This is a genomic window from Helicobacter sp. MIT 03-1614 (genome assembly GCF_000762925.2).
GTDB lineage: Bacteria > Campylobacterota > Campylobacteria > Campylobacterales > Helicobacteraceae > Helicobacter_C > Helicobacter_C hepaticus.
The window spans coordinates 111,585-132,357 of record NZ_JRMS02000001.1; the positions used below are offsets into that span (position 1 = coordinate 111,585).

The following is a 20,773-nucleotide window of genomic DNA, read 5'->3' on the forward strand; positions in this document are numbered from 1 at the left end:
TCTTAACTTAAGCAAGGTTTTATACTAATGAATACGATATTGCGTCAGATTTATGTTGTGGGAATTCATACAGATGTGGGCAAAACGCACTTAAGTGCGGCTTTTTGCAAGGCATTTTCATATACTTATTTTAAACTCATTCAAGCGGGAAGTCCGACAGATGCACATCGTGTGAAAGAACTCTCCCCTCACACACAGATTTTGCCATCTGCACTTACACTGAACACAGCTGCTTCTCCACACATTGGGCGCAAATATGAAAATTTAACATATAATGGACTACATTTAAGTATTCCACAATGTGATAAATTACTCATTGAACTTGCTGGGGGACTTTTCACGCCACTTGATGATAAAATTACTTTTTTTGATTTTATTCTTGCCAATCCTCGTCCTGCACTTATTGTGGGACGATATTATCTTGGTTGCATTAATCATATTTTACTCACATTGCGTGCTATGCAAAATATACCGGTTCTTGCGATTGTTATGCTTAAAGATAACCAAGATGTGCATCGTGATGATATTGATGAATTTGTGCGCTCTTATGCGAAAATACCACTTGTGCATATAGAATCTTATACAACTCAAACTTTGGATTCTGCTGCAAATGCACTCTCTTATGAGCTTACACCTTATATTCAAAAATTATTATAAATTAGAAATCATCTTCTAAGATTGCATCAAGCACATTGCATACATATTCAGCAATTTCAAGATTTATCACATAAGGTGGCATAAAATAAATTGTATTTCCCAAAGGACGCAATAACACGCCTTTTGCAAGTGCGTTTTCATACACATATAAACCAGCTCTTTTAAGCTTACAACCTTGCAAATCAAATGCAAACACCATTCCGCATACTCGTAGATTCCCTACTTTTTTATGCTTTGCGAGCATAGACCACCGCTTGGCTATGGCAACACTTAAAGAATGATTAGAAAATATAATATCATCTTGCTCAAAAATGTCTAATACGGCATTTGCAGCTGCTATAGCTAAAGCATTACCTGTGTAGCTATGAGAGTGCAAAAATGCTTTTTGTTCCTCATAAGGAGCATAGAATCCTTCATAGATATTATTGCTTGTAACCACAACAGATAAAGGAAGATATCCTCCTGTAATACCCTTAGAAAGACAGAGAAAATCAGGCGTTACATCACATTGCTCTAAAGCAAACATACTGCCTGTGCGCCCAAATCCTACGGCAATTTCATCAAAGATAATATGAATATTATGCTTCCTTGCTAATGCACACGCTTCTTTAATATAAGCTGCGGGATACATATTCATACCACCAGCACATTGCAATAATGGCTCAAGTATAAATGCACAAATGCGATGAGCGTGATGTTTTAAAATTTCCTCCAATGCTTCAAGTTCCATATGATAATCTCCACTTATTGTGCCATCATCGGGATTCCATATACCTCGTGGCACAGGTGCGCTTAAACATTCAAGTAAAAGAGGCTGATAAGTGCTTTTATATAATGCGACATCACCTACGCTTAAAGCTCCTAAAGTTTCGCCGTGATAAGCATTACTAAGGGATAAAAATGCGTTTTTATCCTTATTTCCTGCATTATAATGGCTATGAAAACTCATTTTCAGAGCTACTTCAATGGCACTTGAGCCATTATCGGCATAAAAACATTTTTGCAAGCTCTGCGGAAGCAAAGCACATAATCTCTCTGAATAGCGAATGATTCCCTCGTGTGAGAAACCTGCCAAAATAATATGCTCCAATTGTTGTAATTGTTTCGTAATTGCAGCATTGATAAAAGGATTGCAATGCCCAAAAAGATTCACCCACCAACTACTGATACCATCAATAAATGCCTTTCCTTCAAAATCATATAAATATATACCTTTTGCCGATTTGATAGGAATAATGGGCAACGTTTCGTGGTCTTTCATTTGTGTGCAAGGATGCCAAATATGCGCCAAATCCAATGCTTTTAAATCTAGCATAACTCAACCTTTATATAACAATTTAAGATATAATTTTACTCCAAAACATCTAATCACATCTCTTAACACAAGGAATATTATGCCTATCAAAACCTCATTTGATTATACTTCATCGTCTGATGTGGGCTTGAATGCACGATTAAAATCGCTTAAAAATGCACATAATTTCCGCACAATCACGGATTATCAGCACGATGGTATTTATATCACTCCTTATGCCTCACACGCTCATCATTCCTCACATAAACCTTTAATTAATTTTGCAAGCAATGATTATTTGGCTCTTTCCCTAGATACTGCACTTATACAAGAATTTCTTAGCACACTCTCGCCACAAGATATGGTTTTTTCTAGCGCATCTTCACGCTCTTTAAGCGGAGGATTCCCTATTTATGAGACTTTAGAATCTCATCTTAGCCAACTCTATGCTCCCAAAAAAGCTTTACTTTTTAACAGCGGTTATCACTGCAATCTCTCTTGTATTCAAGCATTAAGCACTCTCACGCACACGCTCTTTTTGCTTGATAGATTCTCTCACGCAAGTGTATTTGATGGAGTGCGCAATGCTCACTTTAAGCGTTTTAGACACAATGATATGACTGCGCTTGAAACACTTATTGATTTTCATCATCGTCATTATGAACGTATTATCATTGTAACTGAAGGACTTTTTAGTATGGAGGGAGATTTTGGCAATATTAAAGAAATAATACAACTTAAAAAAGCTTACCCCAATGTATTTTTATATGTTGATGAAGCACATAGTGTAGGTGTATGTGGAAATAATGGACTCGGAATAGCTTATGAATGTATTGAAGACATTGATTTTCTTGTGCTGACTTTTGGTAAGGCTCTAGCCTCTATGGGAGCTTGTATGCTTTGCAATACAACTCAAAGAGACTTTTTTATCAATACTGCACGAGGACTCATATACTCTACTGCCCTGCCCGCAATTAATATTGCGTGGAGTAATTTCATATGGAGCAAGATACTCACTCTAACAAATAAGCGCGAAAAATTGCAACTTCTAAGTCAGCATCTCCGCTCACACTTAAAAGAAAAAGGCTATGTAATAAGAGGTGAAGCACATATCATCTCGCTTATGTGTGGAGATAACCAATCTGCAGTTCAACTCTCTCATCAGCTACGTGAGCGTGGATTTTTTGCTCCCGCTATCAAGGAACCTACAATCCCCAAAGGAACAGCAAGAATCCGATTCTGTCTTAATGCTGCTTTAGAATTAGAACACATAGCTCAACTTGCGGAGACACTATGAAGTATAAATGGCTTCATAGAGCAAATACTAAAGATTCTTTGGTTAAAGATTTAATAATATTTATGGGTGGGTTTGGAAGCGACCCTTGTCATTTTCACCATCTTAAAATTTATGATTGCGATGTAGTGATGTTTTATGATTATAGAGATTTAAATACGCTCAATTTATGCAATACACACGATATTTTTAAGAATCTCTCCTACTATCAGCATATTTATCTTATTGCCTTTTCGCTTGGCGTATGTGTGGCAAATGCTATGTTTTCACCTATATGGGAGCAATTTACACATACACTCGCTATTAATGGCACACCTTTAGGGGTTGATAAAATCTATGGTATTCCTCCTGTGCTTTTTAGGCGAACGATGAAACATCTTGATTCTCAACAATTTCGTGCAGGATTATTAGGGCATAGATTAGACGCTCATTTTACTTTGCGAGATAATCAAGCCTTACGCGATGAACTTGGAGCGCTTTATGAGTTTTCTCAATCTATACACTCACATCAATGTCAGAGGTGGGAATACGCACTTATATCACGTAATGATGAAATTTTCCCACCAGAAGCAAATAAACAATATTGGCTCTCTCAATCTCCCCAAAATACACAGATTCTATGGAGTAATGAGCCACATTTTGTTTTCTTTAACTTTACCTCGTGGGAAGAATTATGCCACCTACAAAAATACTAAAATCTTCTTCGCACGATTTTAATCTTATCTCTTTTCATAAAACCCGAGACACTTATAATGACAATAGTCCTATACAACGCGCTATGAGATTTCATCTTTTAAACTTGGTTTTGGGCACAAATCGCAAAAGCTTTGATTCTATCTTTGAATTTGGTGCAGGAACAGGTGAGCTTACAGCTCTTATAAGCAAATCATTTGATTTTCAACACTATATAACAAATGATTTTTACCCTTATGATATGGCTGGAGCATTGCACGATGAGAGAATCTTGCACCTTGCCTTTGATATGGCACAACTTTGCACTCATTCTCTTGTAAAAAAACAATTTGAACTTATCATCTCTAATGCCTGTTTGCAATGGCTTGATTGCACCTCTACGCTCACTAATTTAAAATCTATGATTACTTGTGGTGGCATATTGGCATTAAGTAGTTTTGGACAAGATAATATGCACGAAATACGCGAAATTACAGGGGTTGGTTTGAAATATGAAAGCTTAGATACGATACGCGCATTACTAGAAAAAGACTTTGAAATCCTTGTCTTAGAATCTACGCATCATCGTCTGCATTTTGATAGCGCCCTTGAAGTCTTTAGGCATCTCAAACTAAGTGGTGTAAATGCCTTTGGTATAAACAAACCCTTTCATCTCACAAAGACTATGCTTAAAAACTACACTCAACGATTTAATAATACACTCACTTATGAACCTGTATATATCCTTGCGCTTAAGCATTAATATGTGATTGAAGCAAAAGCAATACTGCTCCTTGCTCAAGTATGAGTTGCTCAAGAGGCTCTTTTACCCCTGCTTTTTTGGTATGAATATGCCAAATGCCGCTTTGATATACGCCTATAATTTTTACATTCTCTCGCATTTGTAGCTCATATTGCTTTGTGCCTACACTTTTGCCTACATCAGATTCTATAATAGGCACTTTGCTTAAATCTAATTGTTCATTGATTTTAAAAATATGGTTGCGATTCCATAATAATTTATCAAGGAGCCGACTTGAAGCATCTTGCTCTGGACGCACGACCAAATCCACACCCAAACGATTTAAAATAATGCCGTGTGAGCGATTGACAGCTTTGGCAATGATAAATTTATTCTTCAATTCTTGGAGAGCAATCACGCTCAAAATGCTAGATTCTATATTTTCTCCTATGCTAATAATAACAACATCAAGCTCCTTAACACCAGCTTCACGCAATGCTTCTTTATTTGTCGCATCAAGGATATAAACCTCATCACTTAAATCCTTAAATTCTCTAATATGCTCCTCACTATCATCACATACAATAACATTTTCATTATTTCGTATAAGCCCTTTGGCAACATATTGCCCAAATTTCCCTAATCCAATAACTGCATAACTTGTTTTCATTCGTGCTCCTAAAATTGATATCTTCTAAATAATCACGCGCTCCTCTTGTAAAGTAATATAACTCTGCTTACGTTTGCCCACAAATGCCAGCCAAAAAGCTAAAATACCTACTTTTCCCATTAGCATAAGCCCAATAATCACTATTTGCGAGAGTGGGGAGAAATTCGCACTTAAGCTTAATGTGCCACCATTGCCCGCAGACACGCCTGTAGTTGCGAAAGCTGATGAAACCTCAAACATAATAAGCATAAAACGCGTATCCTCTTGCAAAGCAGCAATAATGAAATTTGCCAAAGTGATACAAATCATAGCAATAATACCTACACCAATGGCTTTTTTTACACTTTTTTCCATAATCCTACGTTTAAATAATCGTGGTTGTGTATCATAAAAAAGCGCGGCACAAAAAGCAAGAAGTGTTGCGAGAGTGGTTACTTTAATGCCTCCTGCTGTGCCACCGGGAGCCCCTCCTATAATCATAAGCAAAGAAGAGAAAAACATTGTAGAATCTTTCAATCCTCCCAAATCAATGCTATTAAATCCAGAGGTGCGATAATTTACCGACATAAAAAAACTTGAGAGTATTTTGTCAAAAAACTCAAAATTACCCATACTCTTTGGATTGTGATATTCAAGCACAAATATAAAGCCAAATCCCAAAGTTAAAAGCACAAATGTATAACTTACAACGATCTTACTATGCAAACTCAAGCGAATTGTGTGCAGATTTGATAATGGTTTATTGCGCATAAAAGCTAGACAAATATTCCAAAATACGTATAAACGCGACTTTATAAAGGTATGGAGTTCAATAAGCACAATATAACCCATTCCTCCAGCAATAATAAGCAAACATATCACACTATTAACAAACACGCTTTGGCGATAAGCCATAAGATTAGTGCTAAAAATAGAGAATCCTGCATTATTAAAAGCCGAAATAGCGTGAAATATACCTGCCCACAAAGCAGTGAAAACGCTAAAATCTTGCACAAAATAAAAATAAATAAAAAGCGCCAAAGCACCAAAGGATTCAATTAAAATTACAAAAAACAAGACTTTTTTTAAAAAACTCATCATACCATCATAGGAAGGATAATTAAGTGATTCTTTTATCATATTGCGTTCCCTATTTGAAAGTCGCTTTCGAAGGAATACATACACGATACCAAGCATACTCATATATCCCAATCCGCCAAGCCAAATAAGAGCTAAAATCACAGCTTGTCCAAAAGGTGTAAAATCAAGTGCCGTATCTTTTATAATAAGCCCTGTGCAAGTAAAAGCTGAAGTGCTCGTAAAAAGGGCTTCTATAAAACTAAGAGAAGAGGAGTGCATACAAGGTAAAAACAAAAGCAAAGCTCCAAGTATGATAATCCCCACATAGCCTATGATGAGAATTTGCATACTCTTTAGGTTTGTCATTCTTACTCCTTAGATTCTATGCCCTCCTTTTATAAAGTATTTTATACTATAAACAATTTTAATGTTGCAAGTTCATTGCAAGTGGGAGTTTTATTTAGTTTCTCTCCTTATCTACCAATTTATTTGCACCAATCCACGGCATCATTGCGCGGAGTCTGCCACCGACTTGCTCAATTTTATGATTTGCTAGATTTTTTCGCTCTGCATTCATTCTCGCATATCCTGCTTTACGCTCCAATATAAAATCTTTAGCAAATCGCCCTTCTTGAATATCTTTTAGAATCTGCTTCATTGCTTTTTTAGATTCTTCATTAATCACACGCGGACCACTTACCATATCGCCATATTCTGCGGTATTTGAGATAGAATAGCGCATATTTGCCAAGCCACCCTCATAAATCAAATCCACAATTAGCTTTAGTTCGTGCAAACACTCAAAATACGCCATTTCTTCAGGATAGCCTGCCTCAACCAAAGTTTCAAATCCAGCTTTAACAAGGCTCGTTACACCACCGCAAAGCACAGCTTGCTCACCAAATAAATCTGTCTCTGTCTCATCTTTAAAAGTCGTTTCAATAATGCCACTGCGCCCTCCTCCAATCGCACTTGCATAACTTAGTGCAATCGCTTTGGCATCTCCTCTGCTTGTATCTTGCTCTACAGCAATTAAATCAGGGATTCCGCCACCTTTTACAAATTCACTACGAACGGTATGACCTGGGGCTTTTGGTGCAACCATAATCACACCTACACCCTTTGGAGCTTTGATTTGCCCAAAATGGATATTGAATCCGTGCCCAAATGCAATAATTTTATCTTCACTTAAAGAGGGTAAAATATCTTTGGCAAACACATCAGCTTGCAATTCATCAGGGATTAATATCATAATCACATCAGCAACTTTTGTTGCCTCACTCACTTCAAGCACCTTAAAACCCTTTGCTTCAGCTTTTACCCAGCTAGAGCCACCGCGATACAATCCGATAATTACCTCAACGCCAGAATCTCGTAAGTTTTCTGCGTGAGCGTGCCCTTGTGAACCAAAGCCAATCACTGCAACTTTTTTCTTTTGAATAAGTCCTAAATCACAATCTTTGTCGTAATACACTTTTAATGCCATTATACATTTCCTTTCTAGCAGTTTAGCCGCTATTTTAAATTAAAGGCTCAATTATAGTTAAAACAAACTTAGTTATAATTAAGCCACCAAGTCAAAGGCTTAAAGGAAGTAAATATGCAACACTCTCACTCACCACAAGAAGGCATAAAAAAATCTCCAAAATCCACTTTGCTCCAACCAATACAAGTAGAATTTGTTTCTGATACAATTATTCACTTGCTCCAAAGTGTTGATGAGGAGCTAAAAAATGCTTTTTTAAATATTAAGCAAAGTCTTCAAAACCACGATTCAACTATGCTTAAACGCATACTTGCAGATATTTCAGCCCAAGATAAAACACTTTTTATTATTAAAGCTTTCACGCTTTATCATATGTTGCTTAATATTATTGAAGAACTTAATTTAAGCAATAATGCTATGCTTAATCACCTCCCTAAAACTCTAAAAGAGCTTAATCAGGAAGGTTATGACAAAAATGATACACTAGAGATTTTGCAACATTTACGCTTTTATCCCGTTTTCACTGCTCACCCTACAGAATCTCGCCGCCGCACATTCCTTGAAGCACATCACCAAATGAGTGAAAACATCAAAAATATATTTGCCCATAATGATGCAAATGCTAAATCTCAGCTTCTCTATAGGCTTCATTTATTATGGCACACACATTTAGTGCGAAGCGAAAAAATGGAGATTCTCTTTGAACTTGATAACTTACTCTATATTATTGAAAGCTCTATTCTTAAATCTGCAACGCAAGTGCTAGGCGATATAAAATCTACACTTGGCAAGGCATTAGAAAGCTCTCCCATCATACTAGGAAGTTGGATAGGTGGTGATAGAGATGGTAATCCATATGTGAGCAATGAAGTAATGACAAAAACAATGAAAATTGCACATAAAGCGATTATTGAAATCTATATTCGCACAAGTGAAAAGCTTATTCGTGAGCTTTCTATGTCAATGGATTTTATTCAGCCCAGCAAACGCCTTATACAATCACTCCAAAATGATAGTTCTGAACTTTTGAATAACGAAGCAAAACTTTTTGCTAAAGAACCTTTCCGCGCAAAACTCTACCTCATCAAAAAAAAGCTTCAAAATCGGCTTATTGCAATTAATACTACCGATAGTATTGATTTTACTTATAAAGATTCTAATGAGCTTTTAGAAGATATTGATATGATGATAGAATCCCTAGATGATATATCTGCACGTGGATTGGTAGAATTTAGACATTTAGTGTTACTTGGAGGTTTTCATCTTTTGCGCCTTGATTTTAGAGAACATAGAGATGTAGTTTTAGGCACTATAAGCGAAATTTTTTGTCTTATAGGGTTTTGTGATAGTGATTTTAAAGACTTAAATGAAAACAAAAAGATTGAGATTTTAAACTATGCGTTAAGTGCTAAAAAATATGATTTAAATACAATTATTGAGCAACTCTCTGAATCCTCTAAGCGACTTGTAGGAGCATTTTTAAGAATCCAATGGGCAAAAAAACATATTTCAAAACATATTTTACAAAGCTTTATTATCTCTATGAGCACTCAAGCGAGCGATTTACTCTGCGTATTGTGGTTCGCTAAACAAAGTGGTTTATGGAAACCGGGCAAGAAAAAAGAGGGCAAAAAAGGCAAAGCGAGTGTTTCTATTACACCACTTTTTGAAACCATTGATGATTTACAGCGTGCCCAAAGCATTATCCAAACCCTCTATGCCAATACTCATTATCAACAATATCTTTTTGACCATAATAGCACCCAAGAAATTATGGTAGGCTATTCAGATTCAAGCAAAGATGGCGGTATTTTTACGAGCAATTATAATCTCTACCGCGCTATTAGCAATCTTACCAAACTCCAAACGCAACTTGATATTCGCATTAGTTTCTTTCACGGACGAGGAGGGAGCGTTAGTCGTGGTGGAGGAAGCCTTGAAGAAGCGCTACTTTGTTCTGCGCCTCAAAGCGTGCATAGCTTTCTTAAAACTACAGAGCAAGGCGAAATGATAAGTGCTAAATACCTCAATAGCCATATTGCAACCAAAAACTTTTCAAGCACCTTGAGTGCTCTGCTCAAAAAAGGAGTATATGATTCTTATGGCACAGAAAAATATAAAAACAATCCACAGACAATGGCATTGCTTGAAAATGTTTCTAATGCCTCCTGTGCAACTTATCGCGCACTTGTATATGAAAACAAAGGCTTTTTAGAGTATTTTAAAAACGCTACACCTATAAAATTTATACAAAACCTTAATCTAGGCTCTCGCCCAAGCAAACGCAAAGATACACAAAAAATTGAAGATTTGCGGGCAATTCCTTGGGTATTTGCTTGGACACAAAATCGCGCTATTATTTCCGCTTGGTATGGATTAGGAAGTGGATTAGCAAATGTAGATAAAAATCAATTACGAGATTGTTATGAGCAATCACTCTTTTTCAAAACAACTATTGATAATATCTCTCAAGCCTTGCTTAAAGTGGATTTAGATATCGCTTCATTATACAACCAATTTGTCAAAGATAAAAAAGTGCTTGAGGATATTTGGGAGCATATTTATACACAATATCATCTCACAATGGAGTATTTGCTGCATTTGCGTGGGGAAAGTGTACTTTTGGATTCTGAAGGTGCTATTAGAGAATCTATCCTATTGCGTAAGCCTTACCTAAGTGTGCTTAACCTCACCCAAATTGAACTGATTAAAAAATATGAAAGCTGCAAATATCCTAAAGGACAAGAACGTATTCTTGAACAAATCCACGCGACTATTGTGGGTATCGCACAAGGTATTCGCAATACAGGGTGAAAATGTTTGGTAAATTAGAAACAAGTTGGAATCCGTGGCACGGCTGCTTTAGAGTAAGTGAGGGTTGCAAAAATTGCTTTATTTATAGTATGGATTCTATCCATAAACGAGATACAAAACATATTTGTCTTAATAAAAATTTTGAATATCCTCTCAAAAAGCGTAGAAATGGTGAGTATCATATACTTGATAATACATTAGTATATACTTGTTTTAGTAGCGATTTTTTACTTCCACAAGCTGATGAATGGAGAAAAAGAGCGTGGGAAATAATGCAGCAACGCAAAAATGTGCATTTTGTCTTTTTCACTAAAAGAATTGAACGTTTATATGAGAATCTCCCCAAAGATTGGGGGGAAGGATATGAAAATGTGAGTATTGGCGTGAGTGTAGAAAATCAAAAACGAGCTCATCAAAGAATCTCACTTTTGTGTGCTCTGCCTATTAAGCATCGTTGGGTGATTTGCGCACCATTATTAGAGGAGATTCATATAGAATCTTATTTACAAGATATAGATCTTATCTCTGTGGGAGGAGAAAGCGGATATAAAGCAAGAGTATGTGATTATAAATGGGTGTTGAGTTTGAGAAAACAAGCCTATGATGCGGGTATAAAATTTCATTTTCATCAAACAGGTGCAATGTTTTTAAAAGATAACAAACTTTATAAGATTCCAAAAAACTTACAGAGAATCCAAGCCAAGAAAGCAAATATTGATATAATGTAAGATTATGCAGGAAGCAAATGCTCTATTTGAGAAAGGTTTAAGCCAACAAAATAAGGGAGTTTATAGAATCTGTGTAGATTCTATAAACTCAAAAAGCAAGGGGGATTACATCATTCCACCCATACCGCCCATTCCACCCATATCTGGCATTGCTGGAGCTGGTTTATCTTCTTTGATTTCATTGATTGTTGCTTCAGTTGTTAAAAGCAGACTTGAAACTGATACTGCATTTTGTAACGCCACACGTGTAACTTTGAGTGGGTCAATAATGCCCTCTTTAAACATATCTACATATTCACCTGTAGTCGCATTGAACCCAAAGCCATCTTTAGAATTTTTCTCTACCTCATTTACAACCACACCTGCATCGTATCCTGCATTTGTCGCAATTTGTGCAAGAGGAGCTTTAATTGCGCGTTTGATAATATCATAACCAATTGCTTCATCACCTTCAAGCTTAAGTTTAACTTTTTGTGAAGCACGAATAAGGGCAGAACCACCGCCAATAACGATTCCCTCATCAACTGCTGCTTTTGTTGCAGAAAGCGCATCATCTACGCGGTCTTTTTTCTCTTTCATCTCTACTTCACTTGCTGCACCAACCTTAATAACTGCTACACCACCGCTTAATTTTGCCAATCTCTCTTGGAGCTTTTCTCTATCATAATCGCTTGTAGTGTTTTCAATTTCAGTTTTGATTTGCGCGATTCTATCTTTAACATCTTTTGTTTTGCCCTTACCATCAACGATTGTTGTATTATCTTTATCAATCACGATACGAGCTGCACTTCCTAAATCTGCAAGTGTTGCTGCTTCAAGTGTTTTGCCAAGCTCTTCGCTAATAACTTGTCCACCTGTGAGAATAGCGATATCTTGAAGCATTGCTTTGCGTCTATCGCCAAATCCAGGTGCCTTAACAGCAGAAACATTAAGCACTCCACGCAATTTATTCACAACCAATGTTGTCAAAGCCTCACCCTCAATATCTTCAGCAATGATTAAAAGCGGTTTGCCACTTTGCATAGTTGCCTCAAGCAATGGCAAAATCTCTTTCATATTTGAAATTTTCTTATCTGTCAAAAGCACATAAGCATTTTCAAGCTGTGCTGTCATTTTATCAGTATTTGTTACAAAATACGCAGAAAGATAGCCTCTATCAAATTGCATACCCTCAACTACACTTAGCTCATCATTAATACCTTTTGCTTCCTCAACGGTAATAACACCATCTTTACCAACTTTTTCCATTGCTTCAGCAATTAATGCTCCGATGTTTTCATCAGAGTTTGCCGAAATAGTTGCAACTTGTGCAATATCACTTTTGCCACCAATTTTTTTACTTGATTTTTTAAGCTCTTCAATAATTGCTGCACTTGCTTTATCCATACCACGTTTTACTTCAATAGGATTCGCACCTGCAGTAATATTTCTTAATCCTTCCTTATAAATGCTATAAGCAAGAACGGTTGCTGTTGTTGTCCCATCTCCTGCTGCATCAGCAGTTTTGCTTGCCACTTCTTTTACAAGCTGTGCACCCATATTTGCAATAGGGTCTGCAAGCTCAATTTCTTTTGCCACAGATACACCATCTTTTGTAATCGTAGGTGCTCCATAACTTTTTTGAATGAGCACATTTCGCCCTTTTGGTCCCATTGTAACTTTTACTGCATCACTTAATTGCTTAATGCCCTCATAGAGCTTATTCCTTGCCGAATCTGAAAAGTTAATTTCTTTGCTTGCCATTTTTTACTCCTTTAATGTTTAAGATTCTAAAATTTATTTTTCAATAACGCCCAAAATATCATCTAGCTCTAGGACAATAAACTCCTTTGAATCTAGCTTGATTTCTGCACCCTTATATTTACCAAATACGACTTTATCATTTTCTTTCAATATTTTGTCGTCTTTGATTTTAGCACTTACTGCCTTTACTATACCCATAAGAGGTTTTTCTTTAGCATTATCAGGAATAATAATACCCGAACTTGTTTTAGTATCTTCTTCCACGCGTTCTACGAGAACTCTCTCTCCCAAAGGTCTAAACTTCATAATCAACTCCTTTATAAATAATTAATCAAAAATTTTAGCACTTAATTTTTGAAGTGCGAAATTTTATATTTTTTTGTTAAACAAGTCAATACTTTATATTTAAATATTGAATAAAATTTAGTGTAAATGACTAAAGTTATATATAATAGATTATATAAAGTTTGTCAAAATTCACTCATTCACATTCACTAAAAAGCAAAATAAATATCAGATTCAAAGGTTTATTTTTATACAATCTACACTTCAAAACACAATCTTACATATTCAAGGCATACACAAATATTATGATTAGCAAGCACTCGCTTGAAACACTCAAGCAAAATATTGATATTGTTGATGTTATTGGCTCATATATAGAACTAAGAAAATCAGGGAGCAACTATATGGCTTGTTGTCCCTTTCATAATGAAAAAACACCAAGCTTTATCATTAGTCCCACAAAAGGATTCTATCATTGCTATGGCTGCGGTGTGGGCGGTGATGCAATTAAATTTCTTATGGAATATGAAAAACTAAGTTTTGTAGAAAGCGTGGAAAAAATTGCAACAATGACAAACTTTGCTCTTGAATACGAAAATACTTATGAAAAAAAACCCGATTCTATTGTGCTTGATGAAATAATGCGATTTTACCAAAAACAGCTCCTTTCGCATAAACCTTCGCTTGAATATCTCGCCTCTCGTCAAGTAGCAAATGCAAGTATTGAAAAATTCCGTTTGGGCTATTGTGGAGCAAGTTTTGAGACGATTAATTTCCTTAATGCTAAAATTCTTAATAAACAAGAAGCGCTTGAATTTGGGATTATTGGCAAAGATAATGGGCGTGAATATGCACGATTTAATGACCGCATCATCTTTCCTATACATTCTCCTAATGGAAAAGTCGTAGGTTTTGGCGGACGCACGATGAGCAACGCAAATGCTAAATATATCAACTCTCCCCAAAGCAAAATATTTAATAAATCAAAGCTTCTTTATGGCTATTATCTCGCCAAAGATAGAATCTATAAGCAAAAAAAAATCATCGTATGTGAAGGTTACCTTGATGTGATTATGCTTCATCAAGCAGGTTTTGATTATGCGGTGGCAACACTTGGCACAGCCCTTACCAAAGAGCATTTACCTCTTTTACGCAAAGGTGAGCCAAAAGTAATTTTAAGCTATGATGGTGATAAAGCAGGGATAAACGCAGCATTCAAAGCAGCGAAGATTTTATCGGAAGCGAGCATTGAGGGCGGTGTAGTTATCTTTGAAAATGGTGCAGACCCAGCTGATATGGTAGCACATAAACAAATTAATGAATTAAGTGAGCTATTCTCTCACCCCATTTCTTTTGTTGAATTTGTCCTTACGCACATTGCCCGCAGTTATGAGCTTGAAAACCCATTACAAAAAGAAAAGGCTCTTGCCGAATCTACTCAATTCCTGCACACTCTAAGTCCTCTTTTACAAGAAGAATACAAACCACTACTTGCACGATTGCTCTCTTTGCCTACACGACTTATTCATACTCAACATAATAAAGCCCATTCAAATCAAACAATCTTTAATGCGTCTATGCAAGATTTTGCAGAATCTGTGCTCATTAAAAGTTTTCTCGAAAAACCAAACTTGATTGATTTTGCCATTGAATATATTGATATATCACTCTTTAAATATAAAAAAATAGAATTTGGGCTTGTTACAAACCAATGCTACGATGATCCACGATTACTTGCAATATCACTCAATGACAATATAAAACCACTTCCTGATTTACCTTCTCTTAAAGAACATTTGCGATTATTCATCACTCAAGCATATAGTCAGCTTTTAGGACAAATTCCTCATTCAAATGAGATGAGTTTGAGACGCAAAAGCGAAATTATCAAAGAATTAAAAACAAAAATCTTAACACTTAAAAAAGGAGAATTACTGCCCTATGTTAGCATTAGCACTTTTTAGCGGAGGTTGCGATAGCCTCATTTCTATGAAACTACTCAAAGACCAAGGCATTGATGTAATTGCTCTGCATTTTAACATCGGTTTTGGCAGCAATAAAGATAAATTAGCATATTTCCAAAATGCAACTGCACAAATTGATGTAAAATTGCAGATTTTAGATATCCAACAACAATTTTTTAACGATGTGCTTTTTAAACCAAAATATGGTTATGGCAAATATTTCAATCCCTGCATCGACTGCCACGCAAATATGTTTGCTAATGCTTTTGATTATCTTTTGCAAGTGGGGGCGGATTTTGTGGTGAGCGGAGAAGTGCTCGGACAGCGTCCCAAAAGCCAGCGTAAAGAAGCCCTTGACCAAGTAAAAAAACTTGTGCGACACATCGGAGAAGAAAGCAAATTTGATTCTATCCTTTCAAGAGATGGTAGCAATCCTAACAAACCACAATTTCTTGATGAATTGCTCCTGCGCCCTATGAGTGCAAAACTACTTGAGCCAAGCTTCCCTGAAAAAATGGGTTGGGTTAATAGAGAACATTTGCTTGATGTGAGTGGAAGAGGGCGCACAAGACAGCTTGAAATGATAAAAGAATATGGGTTTAAATATTTTGAAAAACCAGGTGGCGGTTGTTTGCTTACACAAGATTCTGTGGCACTCAAAATCAAAGACCTTATCTCCCATCGTCAAATGCACTTTGAAGATATAGAAATGGTAAAAGTAGGACGTTACCTTGTATTAGAAAATGGTGCGCGTTGTGTCATTGCTCGTAATGAAGAGGAAAACATTAAACTAAGTAAGCCAAATCCAAATATGGAACAAATTACATTACTTGATTGCGTAGGACCGCTTGGCATTGTAGAATCTAGTGCTTCTATGGAAGATAAAATACTTGCAGGACGCATTGCTTTAAGCTATGGCAAAACAAATATTAATCAATGCTATCATGTCCAAATCGGTGCGCAAACACATTCCCTCTCACCACTTGAACGCGATAAGGCACAGAGCTATTTACTTTTAACATAAGATTCTATAAATTAAAGAGCAATTTTACACTTTAAGAATCTTTAAATTTTAATTTACTAAAATACTGCAATTTTTCTGAGGAACATTTATGAAATATGGTGTTGTCTTATTTATAAGTTTTGTTGCTTTATGCAATGTCGGCTGTATGTTTAAAGGAAGTCTTGCCCATATGGCTTCTAGCTCCATAGGTTGCGCACCTTCAGAGATTACTATTAAAAAGAATAGATATGGATTCGTCAATGAAACATATAGTTATGTAGCTGAATGTAGAGGGAGAACTTATTATTGCACAACAAGCGAGAATGTCTGGGGAGGAAATACTTCAAATACAAAATGCGCACAATCAGCGCAATAATTAATTAAATGCTAAGTCAAATTTAAGTGAGTAATTGCTACCTATCTGCCTCTAAATCTTTAAAAGTTTAAAAAATCTTTATCTCTTATTGCAAACATAATGATTTTTGCTATACTTAAGGGTATTAAATCTATACCGAAAGGATACATTATGAAAATTACATACACTCTCACAGACGAATCTCCAGCACTTGCAACCTACTCTTTTTTGCCTATTGCAAAGGCATTTTTACGGCACGCCAACATTGAAGTGGCAACCTCTGATATTTCCCTATCAGCACGCATTTTGGCTCAATTTCCCGAACGTCTAAAACAAGAACAGCAAGTAGAGGATGCTTTAAGCATTTTAGGGGATCTCGTAAAAACAAAAGAAGCTAATCTCATCAAAACTCCCAATATTTCTGCTTCAATCCCTCAACTCAAAGCAGCAATAAAAGAATTGCAAGGCAAGGGCTATGATGTGCCAAATTTCCCTGATGAGCCACAAAATGACACAGAAAAAGCCATTAAAGAAAAATACCAAAAGGTGCTAGGCTCGGCAGTTAATCCTGTGCTTAGACAAGGTAATTCCGATAGACGCTCTACAAAAGCTGTGAAATCTTATGCGCAAAAAAATCCTTATCGTGTCGTACCTTTTAGTGCGGATTCTAAAAGCTACGTTAGCTATATGAAAGAAGGTGATTTCTTTGATAATGAAAAGGCAGTATTAATCCCATCTGCTACAACCGCAAAAATTATCTTTAGAGATTCTAGTGGAGAAAAAGTGCTTAAAGAGGGCTTGAAATTAGAACAAAATGAGATTTTAGACGCGACATTTATGGACGCGCAAAAGCTTTCACGCTTTTATGAAGAGCAAATTACATCGTGTAAAAACAAAGGTATTCTTTTCTCACTCCATTTAAAAGCAACAATGATGAAAGTAAGTGATCCTGTGCTCTTTGGCTATGCAGTTAAGGCATATTTTAAAGAAATTTTTGAATCTTTTGGTGATGAACTCGCACGACTTGGGGTCAATGCTAACAATGGCGTAAGTGAGCTCCTTAGCAAGATAGAATCTTCTCCTAAAAAAGCAGAGATTCTAAGCAAATACACTGAAATCCTGGAAAAAAGTGCAAAAATCTCAATGGTAAATTCTGATAAAGGTATTACGAATTTGCACGTGCCAAGTGATGTAATTGTTGATGCTTCTATGCCCGCTATGCTTAAAAATGGGGCAAGATTATGGGATAAAGAGGGTAAAGAATGCGATGCAAACGCTGTGATACCAGATAAAACTTATGCGACAATCTATGAAGCTGTGATTGAAGATTTGCATAAAAATGGCACACTCAATCCAGCGACACTTGGCAGCGTCTCTAATGTCGGGCTTATGGCAAGAAAAGCTCAAGAATATGGCTCACACGATAAAACTTTCATAGCACCAAATGATGGCGAATTTGTAATTGTGGATGCTAATGGTTCTGTGCTGCTCTCTCACAAAGTGCGCAAAAACGACATTTATCGTGCAAATCAAGCAAAGTTTGATGCGGTGCAAAATTGGATTGATTTAGGCATTGAGCGTGCTGATATTACAGGTGATAAGGCAATTTTTTGGCTAGATGCTAAGCGCGCAAGCAATAAAATTATGATTGATTTAGTGCAAAAACGATTAAAAGAAAAAGGCAAAAACATAGAGATTCTAGCCCCAAAAGAAGCGTGTTTAGAATCTTTACGCCTTATTCGTGCAGGTAAAAATGCCATTTCTATTACTGGCAATGTATTGCGGGATTATCTTACCGATTTATTCCCTATTTTGGAGCTTGGCACAAGTGCAAAAATGCTATCAGTCGTGCCTATGCTTAATGGAGGAGCAATGTTTGAAACAGGTGCTGGCGGAAGCGCACCTAAACAAGTAGAACAGCTTGTAGGTGAAAATCATTTGCGTTGGGATAGTTTGGGTGAATTTTTAGCACTTCAAGCAAGTTTAGAATTCTACGCACAAAAGCAAAATAATGCTAAAGCTAAAGTCTTGGCAGATGCACTTGATAGTGCAACTTCGCAGTGGCTAGATAATAACAAAGCTCCCTCTCGCAAGGTTGGCGAAGATGACAACCGCACAAGCCATTTTTATTTAAGTATGTATTTTACAAGGGCTTTGGCAAATCAAAGTGCAGATACTAGCATTGCCGCATTTTTTAAACCAATCGCAGATGAACTAGAATCTAAGCAAGATTCTATACGAGCAGAGTTTAATAATGCTCAAGGCAAAGCGGTAGATTTGGGTGGATATTATAAGTTTGACGATAATAAAGCAGAATCTATTATGCGCCCAAGCAAAAGCTTTAATACAATAATAGAGCAAATTGCAAGAGGATAACCCTTTAAATAGCAAAGTCCTTATGAGCTAAAGATAGTTAGAATCGTTACACCTATAGCTAGTTTTAGATTCTAAACTCTCTTTAATATGGGCTTTGGTAATAGTAAAGGTAAAAGAAGGAAGAGAGAGGGAGAGGTAAGACATCATCAATCCTTTATGTTAAGTGTAAAGGGGGAGGTGGTCTAGAATTATAAAAAGTTCCCCCTGATTGAAAGTTTGTATTTGAATCTTTGTTTGCACTAAAATTCTTGTAATATTCTAATTGAACAAGTTGGCGCAAAAGAGACAAAAGGTACCCAAGATTTTTGTAATTCCCAGACTAATACATCAATACCCTCTTTATTTTTTCTAACTTGTTTAATGCTTTCCCGATATGAACTTGAATCCTCTAATCCCTCAACAATAATTCTTTTTTCTTCATCAAGCAATATGATTTCATTGCCAGCTGTTGCATAGCCCATTATAAGCATAGGATAAAAAACTTTGTAAGACCAATCATAACCCAATGATACAGAAAGAGAATTGTTAGGATTATTATATACTAAATTTCCTGCCTTAAAATCATAAACTTGTCCTTGATTTTTGTTATTTACTATAAGATATTTATCATCTAAAGAAAAATAAACCTCTGTGCATTTTTTATCTTTGTAATGCTCAAGTTCATATAGGTTGTTGTTTAAATCAAATATACGCAGCTTTCCTCTATCACAAATTCCTAAATGTTGCTTATCATAAGATATATTAAACACTCCATCTTTAGAATGATTATATGCTGTATGTATGATAGTGTTATCTGCCTTATTCTTTATTATTATTGATTTTTTGTTGTCGGTAATTTCATATTGATTTATTTGTATTTTGCCATTTTCATAGTATTGTTTCTTATAATCTATCAAGTCCTTATTGCTCAAAATTTGTTCAGCATTTTTATACGGTTCTTGTTCTATCTTGCTACATTGTCCAAAGCTAAACCGCGATAGCACCTTCATTTTTGCTTTGCTTGTCTCAAAGCTTGTATATATAGGCTTTGTGCAGGAGGTAAGCATCACGCACAAAGGCATAAGATAAAGTAGTGTTAATGTTCTCATTCACACTCTCCTAACTCATAAGGTATAGGCAAGAATGCCATAGCATAATCGTGCCTTTCATCAGTTTCATCTAAGGACAGCAATCAGGTGAGTTATCATTTATGCCCCTAAGCCTTAATATCAAGCAAATGTGTCGGCTCTGTAGCGCAAGTGGGTGTCTCATCTTCTATAAAGGATTCTATTGCATTTTGAGAATCTTGCTCTTTTTTCTTTTCCTTTTCTTCAAATTCACGTTTTTTATCTTGCTTATCATCTGGATTTATAGCTTCAGTTTGAGGAGTAGGAGAGACTTCCTGCACAGCTTTAAGTTTATCTACAAATTCTTGCATATTTGCGTTAAGTGCAACATCAACTTTTTGCATATTATTTGCATACTGAATTGAGCCAACCTGCGAGTTTTGATTGATATAAGTAACATTACCAATAGGACTAACTGCCATTGTTTCCTCCTTAATGCACATTAGACAAATCGTCAGTTTTGTTAAACCACAAGTTTTTTATCTTTATTTAAAGTTAGCAATTATTGTGCCACAAAATACTTTT

At 36.0% G+C, this 20,773-nt stretch carries 17 protein-coding genes and 1 pseudogene; 10 read left to right on the top strand and 8 right to left on the bottom strand.

The window, feature by feature from the left end:
* Nucleotides 1-27 precede the first annotated feature (27 nt).
* Complete coding sequence (gene bioD, locus LS66_RS00605) at nt 28-657, top strand: ATP-dependent dethiobiotin synthetase BioD (RefSeq protein WP_034367458.1); 630 nt, start codon at nt 28-30, stop codon at nt 655-657.
* Nucleotide 658: 1 nt separating this feature from the next.
* On the opposite strand, the gene LS66_RS00610 is transcribed toward bioD, so the two are convergent.
* On the bottom strand, nt 659-1,972 hold the full coding sequence (locus LS66_RS00610) for an adenosylmethionine--8-amino-7-oxononanoate transaminase (RefSeq protein WP_138091781.1): 1,314 nt from the start codon (nt 1,970-1,972) through the stop codon (nt 659-661).
* A 121-nt stretch (nt 1,973-2,093) separates the two neighbouring features.
* On the opposite strand from LS66_RS00610, the gene LS66_RS00615 reads away from it, so the two are divergent.
* From LS66_RS00615 to bioC, 3 genes are read left to right on the top strand one after another with little or no spacing between them, the layout of a single operon-like run.
* Complete coding sequence (locus LS66_RS00615; RefSeq protein ID WP_034365476.1) at nt 2,094-3,248, top strand: aminotransferase class I/II-fold pyridoxal phosphate-dependent enzyme; 1,155 nt, start codon at nt 2,094-2,096, stop codon at nt 3,246-3,248.
* Nucleotides 3,245-3,940, top strand: coding sequence for a pimeloyl-ACP methyl esterase BioG family protein (locus LS66_RS00620; protein WP_034365446.1), 696 nt, complete (start codon nt 3,245-3,247; stop codon nt 3,938-3,940). The genes LS66_RS00615 and LS66_RS00620 overlap by 4 nt, the downstream gene beginning before the upstream one ends.
* Nucleotides 3,919-4,680 (top strand): malonyl-ACP O-methyltransferase BioC, encoded by a 762-nt coding sequence (gene bioC / locus LS66_RS00625; RefSeq protein WP_052057290.1) that lies wholly within the window; start codon nt 3,919-3,921, stop codon nt 4,678-4,680. The genes LS66_RS00620 and bioC overlap by 22 nt, the downstream gene beginning before the upstream one ends.
* Here the strand turns inward: bioC and LS66_RS00630 are convergent.
* The 3 genes from LS66_RS00630 to ilvC all read right to left on the bottom strand — a co-directional run bounded on the left by LS66_RS00630 (nt 4,670) and on the right by ilvC (nt 7,874).
* Entirely contained in the window at nt 4,670-5,329 is a 660-nt protein-coding gene (locus LS66_RS00630) for a TrkA family potassium uptake protein (RefSeq protein WP_011116046.1), read from the bottom strand. The two genes, bioC and LS66_RS00630, sit on opposite strands and share 11 nt — an antisense overlap.
* Before the next feature lie 24 nt (nt 5,330-5,353).
* Nucleotides 5,354-6,754, bottom strand: coding sequence for a potassium transporter TrkG (locus tag LS66_RS00635; protein WP_034365443.1), 1,401 nt, complete (start codon nt 6,752-6,754; stop codon nt 5,354-5,356).
* 94 nt (nt 6,755-6,848) lie between these two features.
* Nucleotides 6,849-7,874, bottom strand: coding sequence for a ketol-acid reductoisomerase (ilvC, locus tag LS66_RS00640; RefSeq protein WP_011116044.1), 1,026 nt, complete (start codon nt 7,872-7,874; stop codon nt 6,849-6,851).
* Nucleotides 7,875-7,988: 114 nt separating this feature from the next.
* On the opposite strand from ilvC, the gene LS66_RS00645 reads away from it, so the two are divergent.
* Together LS66_RS00645 and LS66_RS00650 are read left to right on the top strand one after the other, a co-directional pair.
* Entirely contained in the window at nt 7,989-10,688 is a 2,700-nt protein-coding gene (locus LS66_RS00645; RefSeq protein WP_081947928.1) for a phosphoenolpyruvate carboxylase, read from the top strand.
* A 2-nt stretch (nt 10,689-10,690) separates the two neighbouring features.
* Nucleotides 10,691-11,416 carry a DUF5131 family protein gene (locus LS66_RS00650; protein ID WP_011116042.1) on the top strand — a complete coding sequence of 242 codons (726 nt, stop codon included), beginning with the start codon at nt 10,691-10,693 and terminating at the stop codon, nt 11,414-11,416.
* Nucleotides 11,417-11,521: 105 nt separating this feature from the next.
* On the opposite strand, the gene groL is transcribed toward LS66_RS00650, so the two are convergent.
* A complete protein-coding gene (gene groL, locus LS66_RS00655; protein ID WP_011116041.1) occupies nt 11,522-13,159 on the bottom strand; it encodes a chaperonin GroEL in 1,638 nt (545 codons plus the stop codon).
* A gap of 42 nt (nt 13,160-13,201) precedes the next feature.
* A pseudogene (gene groES / locus LS66_RS00660) lies at nt 13,202-13,465 on the bottom strand (co-chaperone GroES); the annotation flags it as partial.
* 284 nt (nt 13,466-13,749) lie between these two features.
* Here groES and dnaG point away from each other — a divergent pair.
* The 4 genes from dnaG (at nt 13,750) to LS66_RS00680 (ending at nt 19,142) form a co-directional block, all read left to right on the top strand.
* Nucleotides 13,750-15,408 carry a DNA primase gene (gene dnaG / locus LS66_RS00665; protein WP_034365438.1) on the top strand — a complete coding sequence of 553 codons (1,659 nt, stop codon included), beginning with the start codon at nt 13,750-13,752 and terminating at the stop codon, nt 15,406-15,408.
* Complete coding sequence (locus tag LS66_RS00670; RefSeq protein ID WP_081947927.1) at nt 15,386-16,432, top strand: argininosuccinate synthase domain-containing protein; 1,047 nt, start codon at nt 15,386-15,388, stop codon at nt 16,430-16,432. The genes dnaG and LS66_RS00670 overlap by 23 nt, the downstream gene beginning before the upstream one ends.
* Nucleotides 16,433-16,520: 88 nt before the next feature.
* A complete protein-coding gene (locus LS66_RS00675; protein ID WP_034365436.1) occupies nt 16,521-16,787 on the top strand; it encodes a hypothetical protein in 267 nt (88 codons plus the stop codon).
* A gap of 150 nt (nt 16,788-16,937) precedes the next feature.
* On the top strand, nt 16,938-19,142 hold the full coding sequence (locus LS66_RS00680) for an NADP-dependent isocitrate dehydrogenase (RefSeq protein ID WP_034365432.1): 2,205 nt from the start codon (nt 16,938-16,940) through the stop codon (nt 19,140-19,142).
* A 239-nt stretch (nt 19,143-19,381) separates the two neighbouring features.
* Here LS66_RS00680 and LS66_RS00685 read toward each other — a convergent pair whose 3' ends face one another.
* Together LS66_RS00685 and LS66_RS00690 are read right to left on the bottom strand one after the other, a co-directional pair.
* The gene (locus tag LS66_RS00685) at nt 19,382-20,230 is read right to left on the bottom strand and encodes a hypothetical protein (RefSeq protein WP_034365429.1); all 849 of its coding nucleotides are present in this window, start codon (nt 20,228-20,230) and stop codon (nt 19,382-19,384) included.
* A 107-nt stretch (nt 20,231-20,337) separates the two neighbouring features.
* On the bottom strand, nt 20,338-20,670 hold the full coding sequence (locus tag LS66_RS00690) for a hypothetical protein (protein ID WP_034365426.1): 333 nt from the start codon (nt 20,668-20,670) through the stop codon (nt 20,338-20,340).
* Nucleotides 20,671-20,773 lie beyond the last annotated feature (103 nt).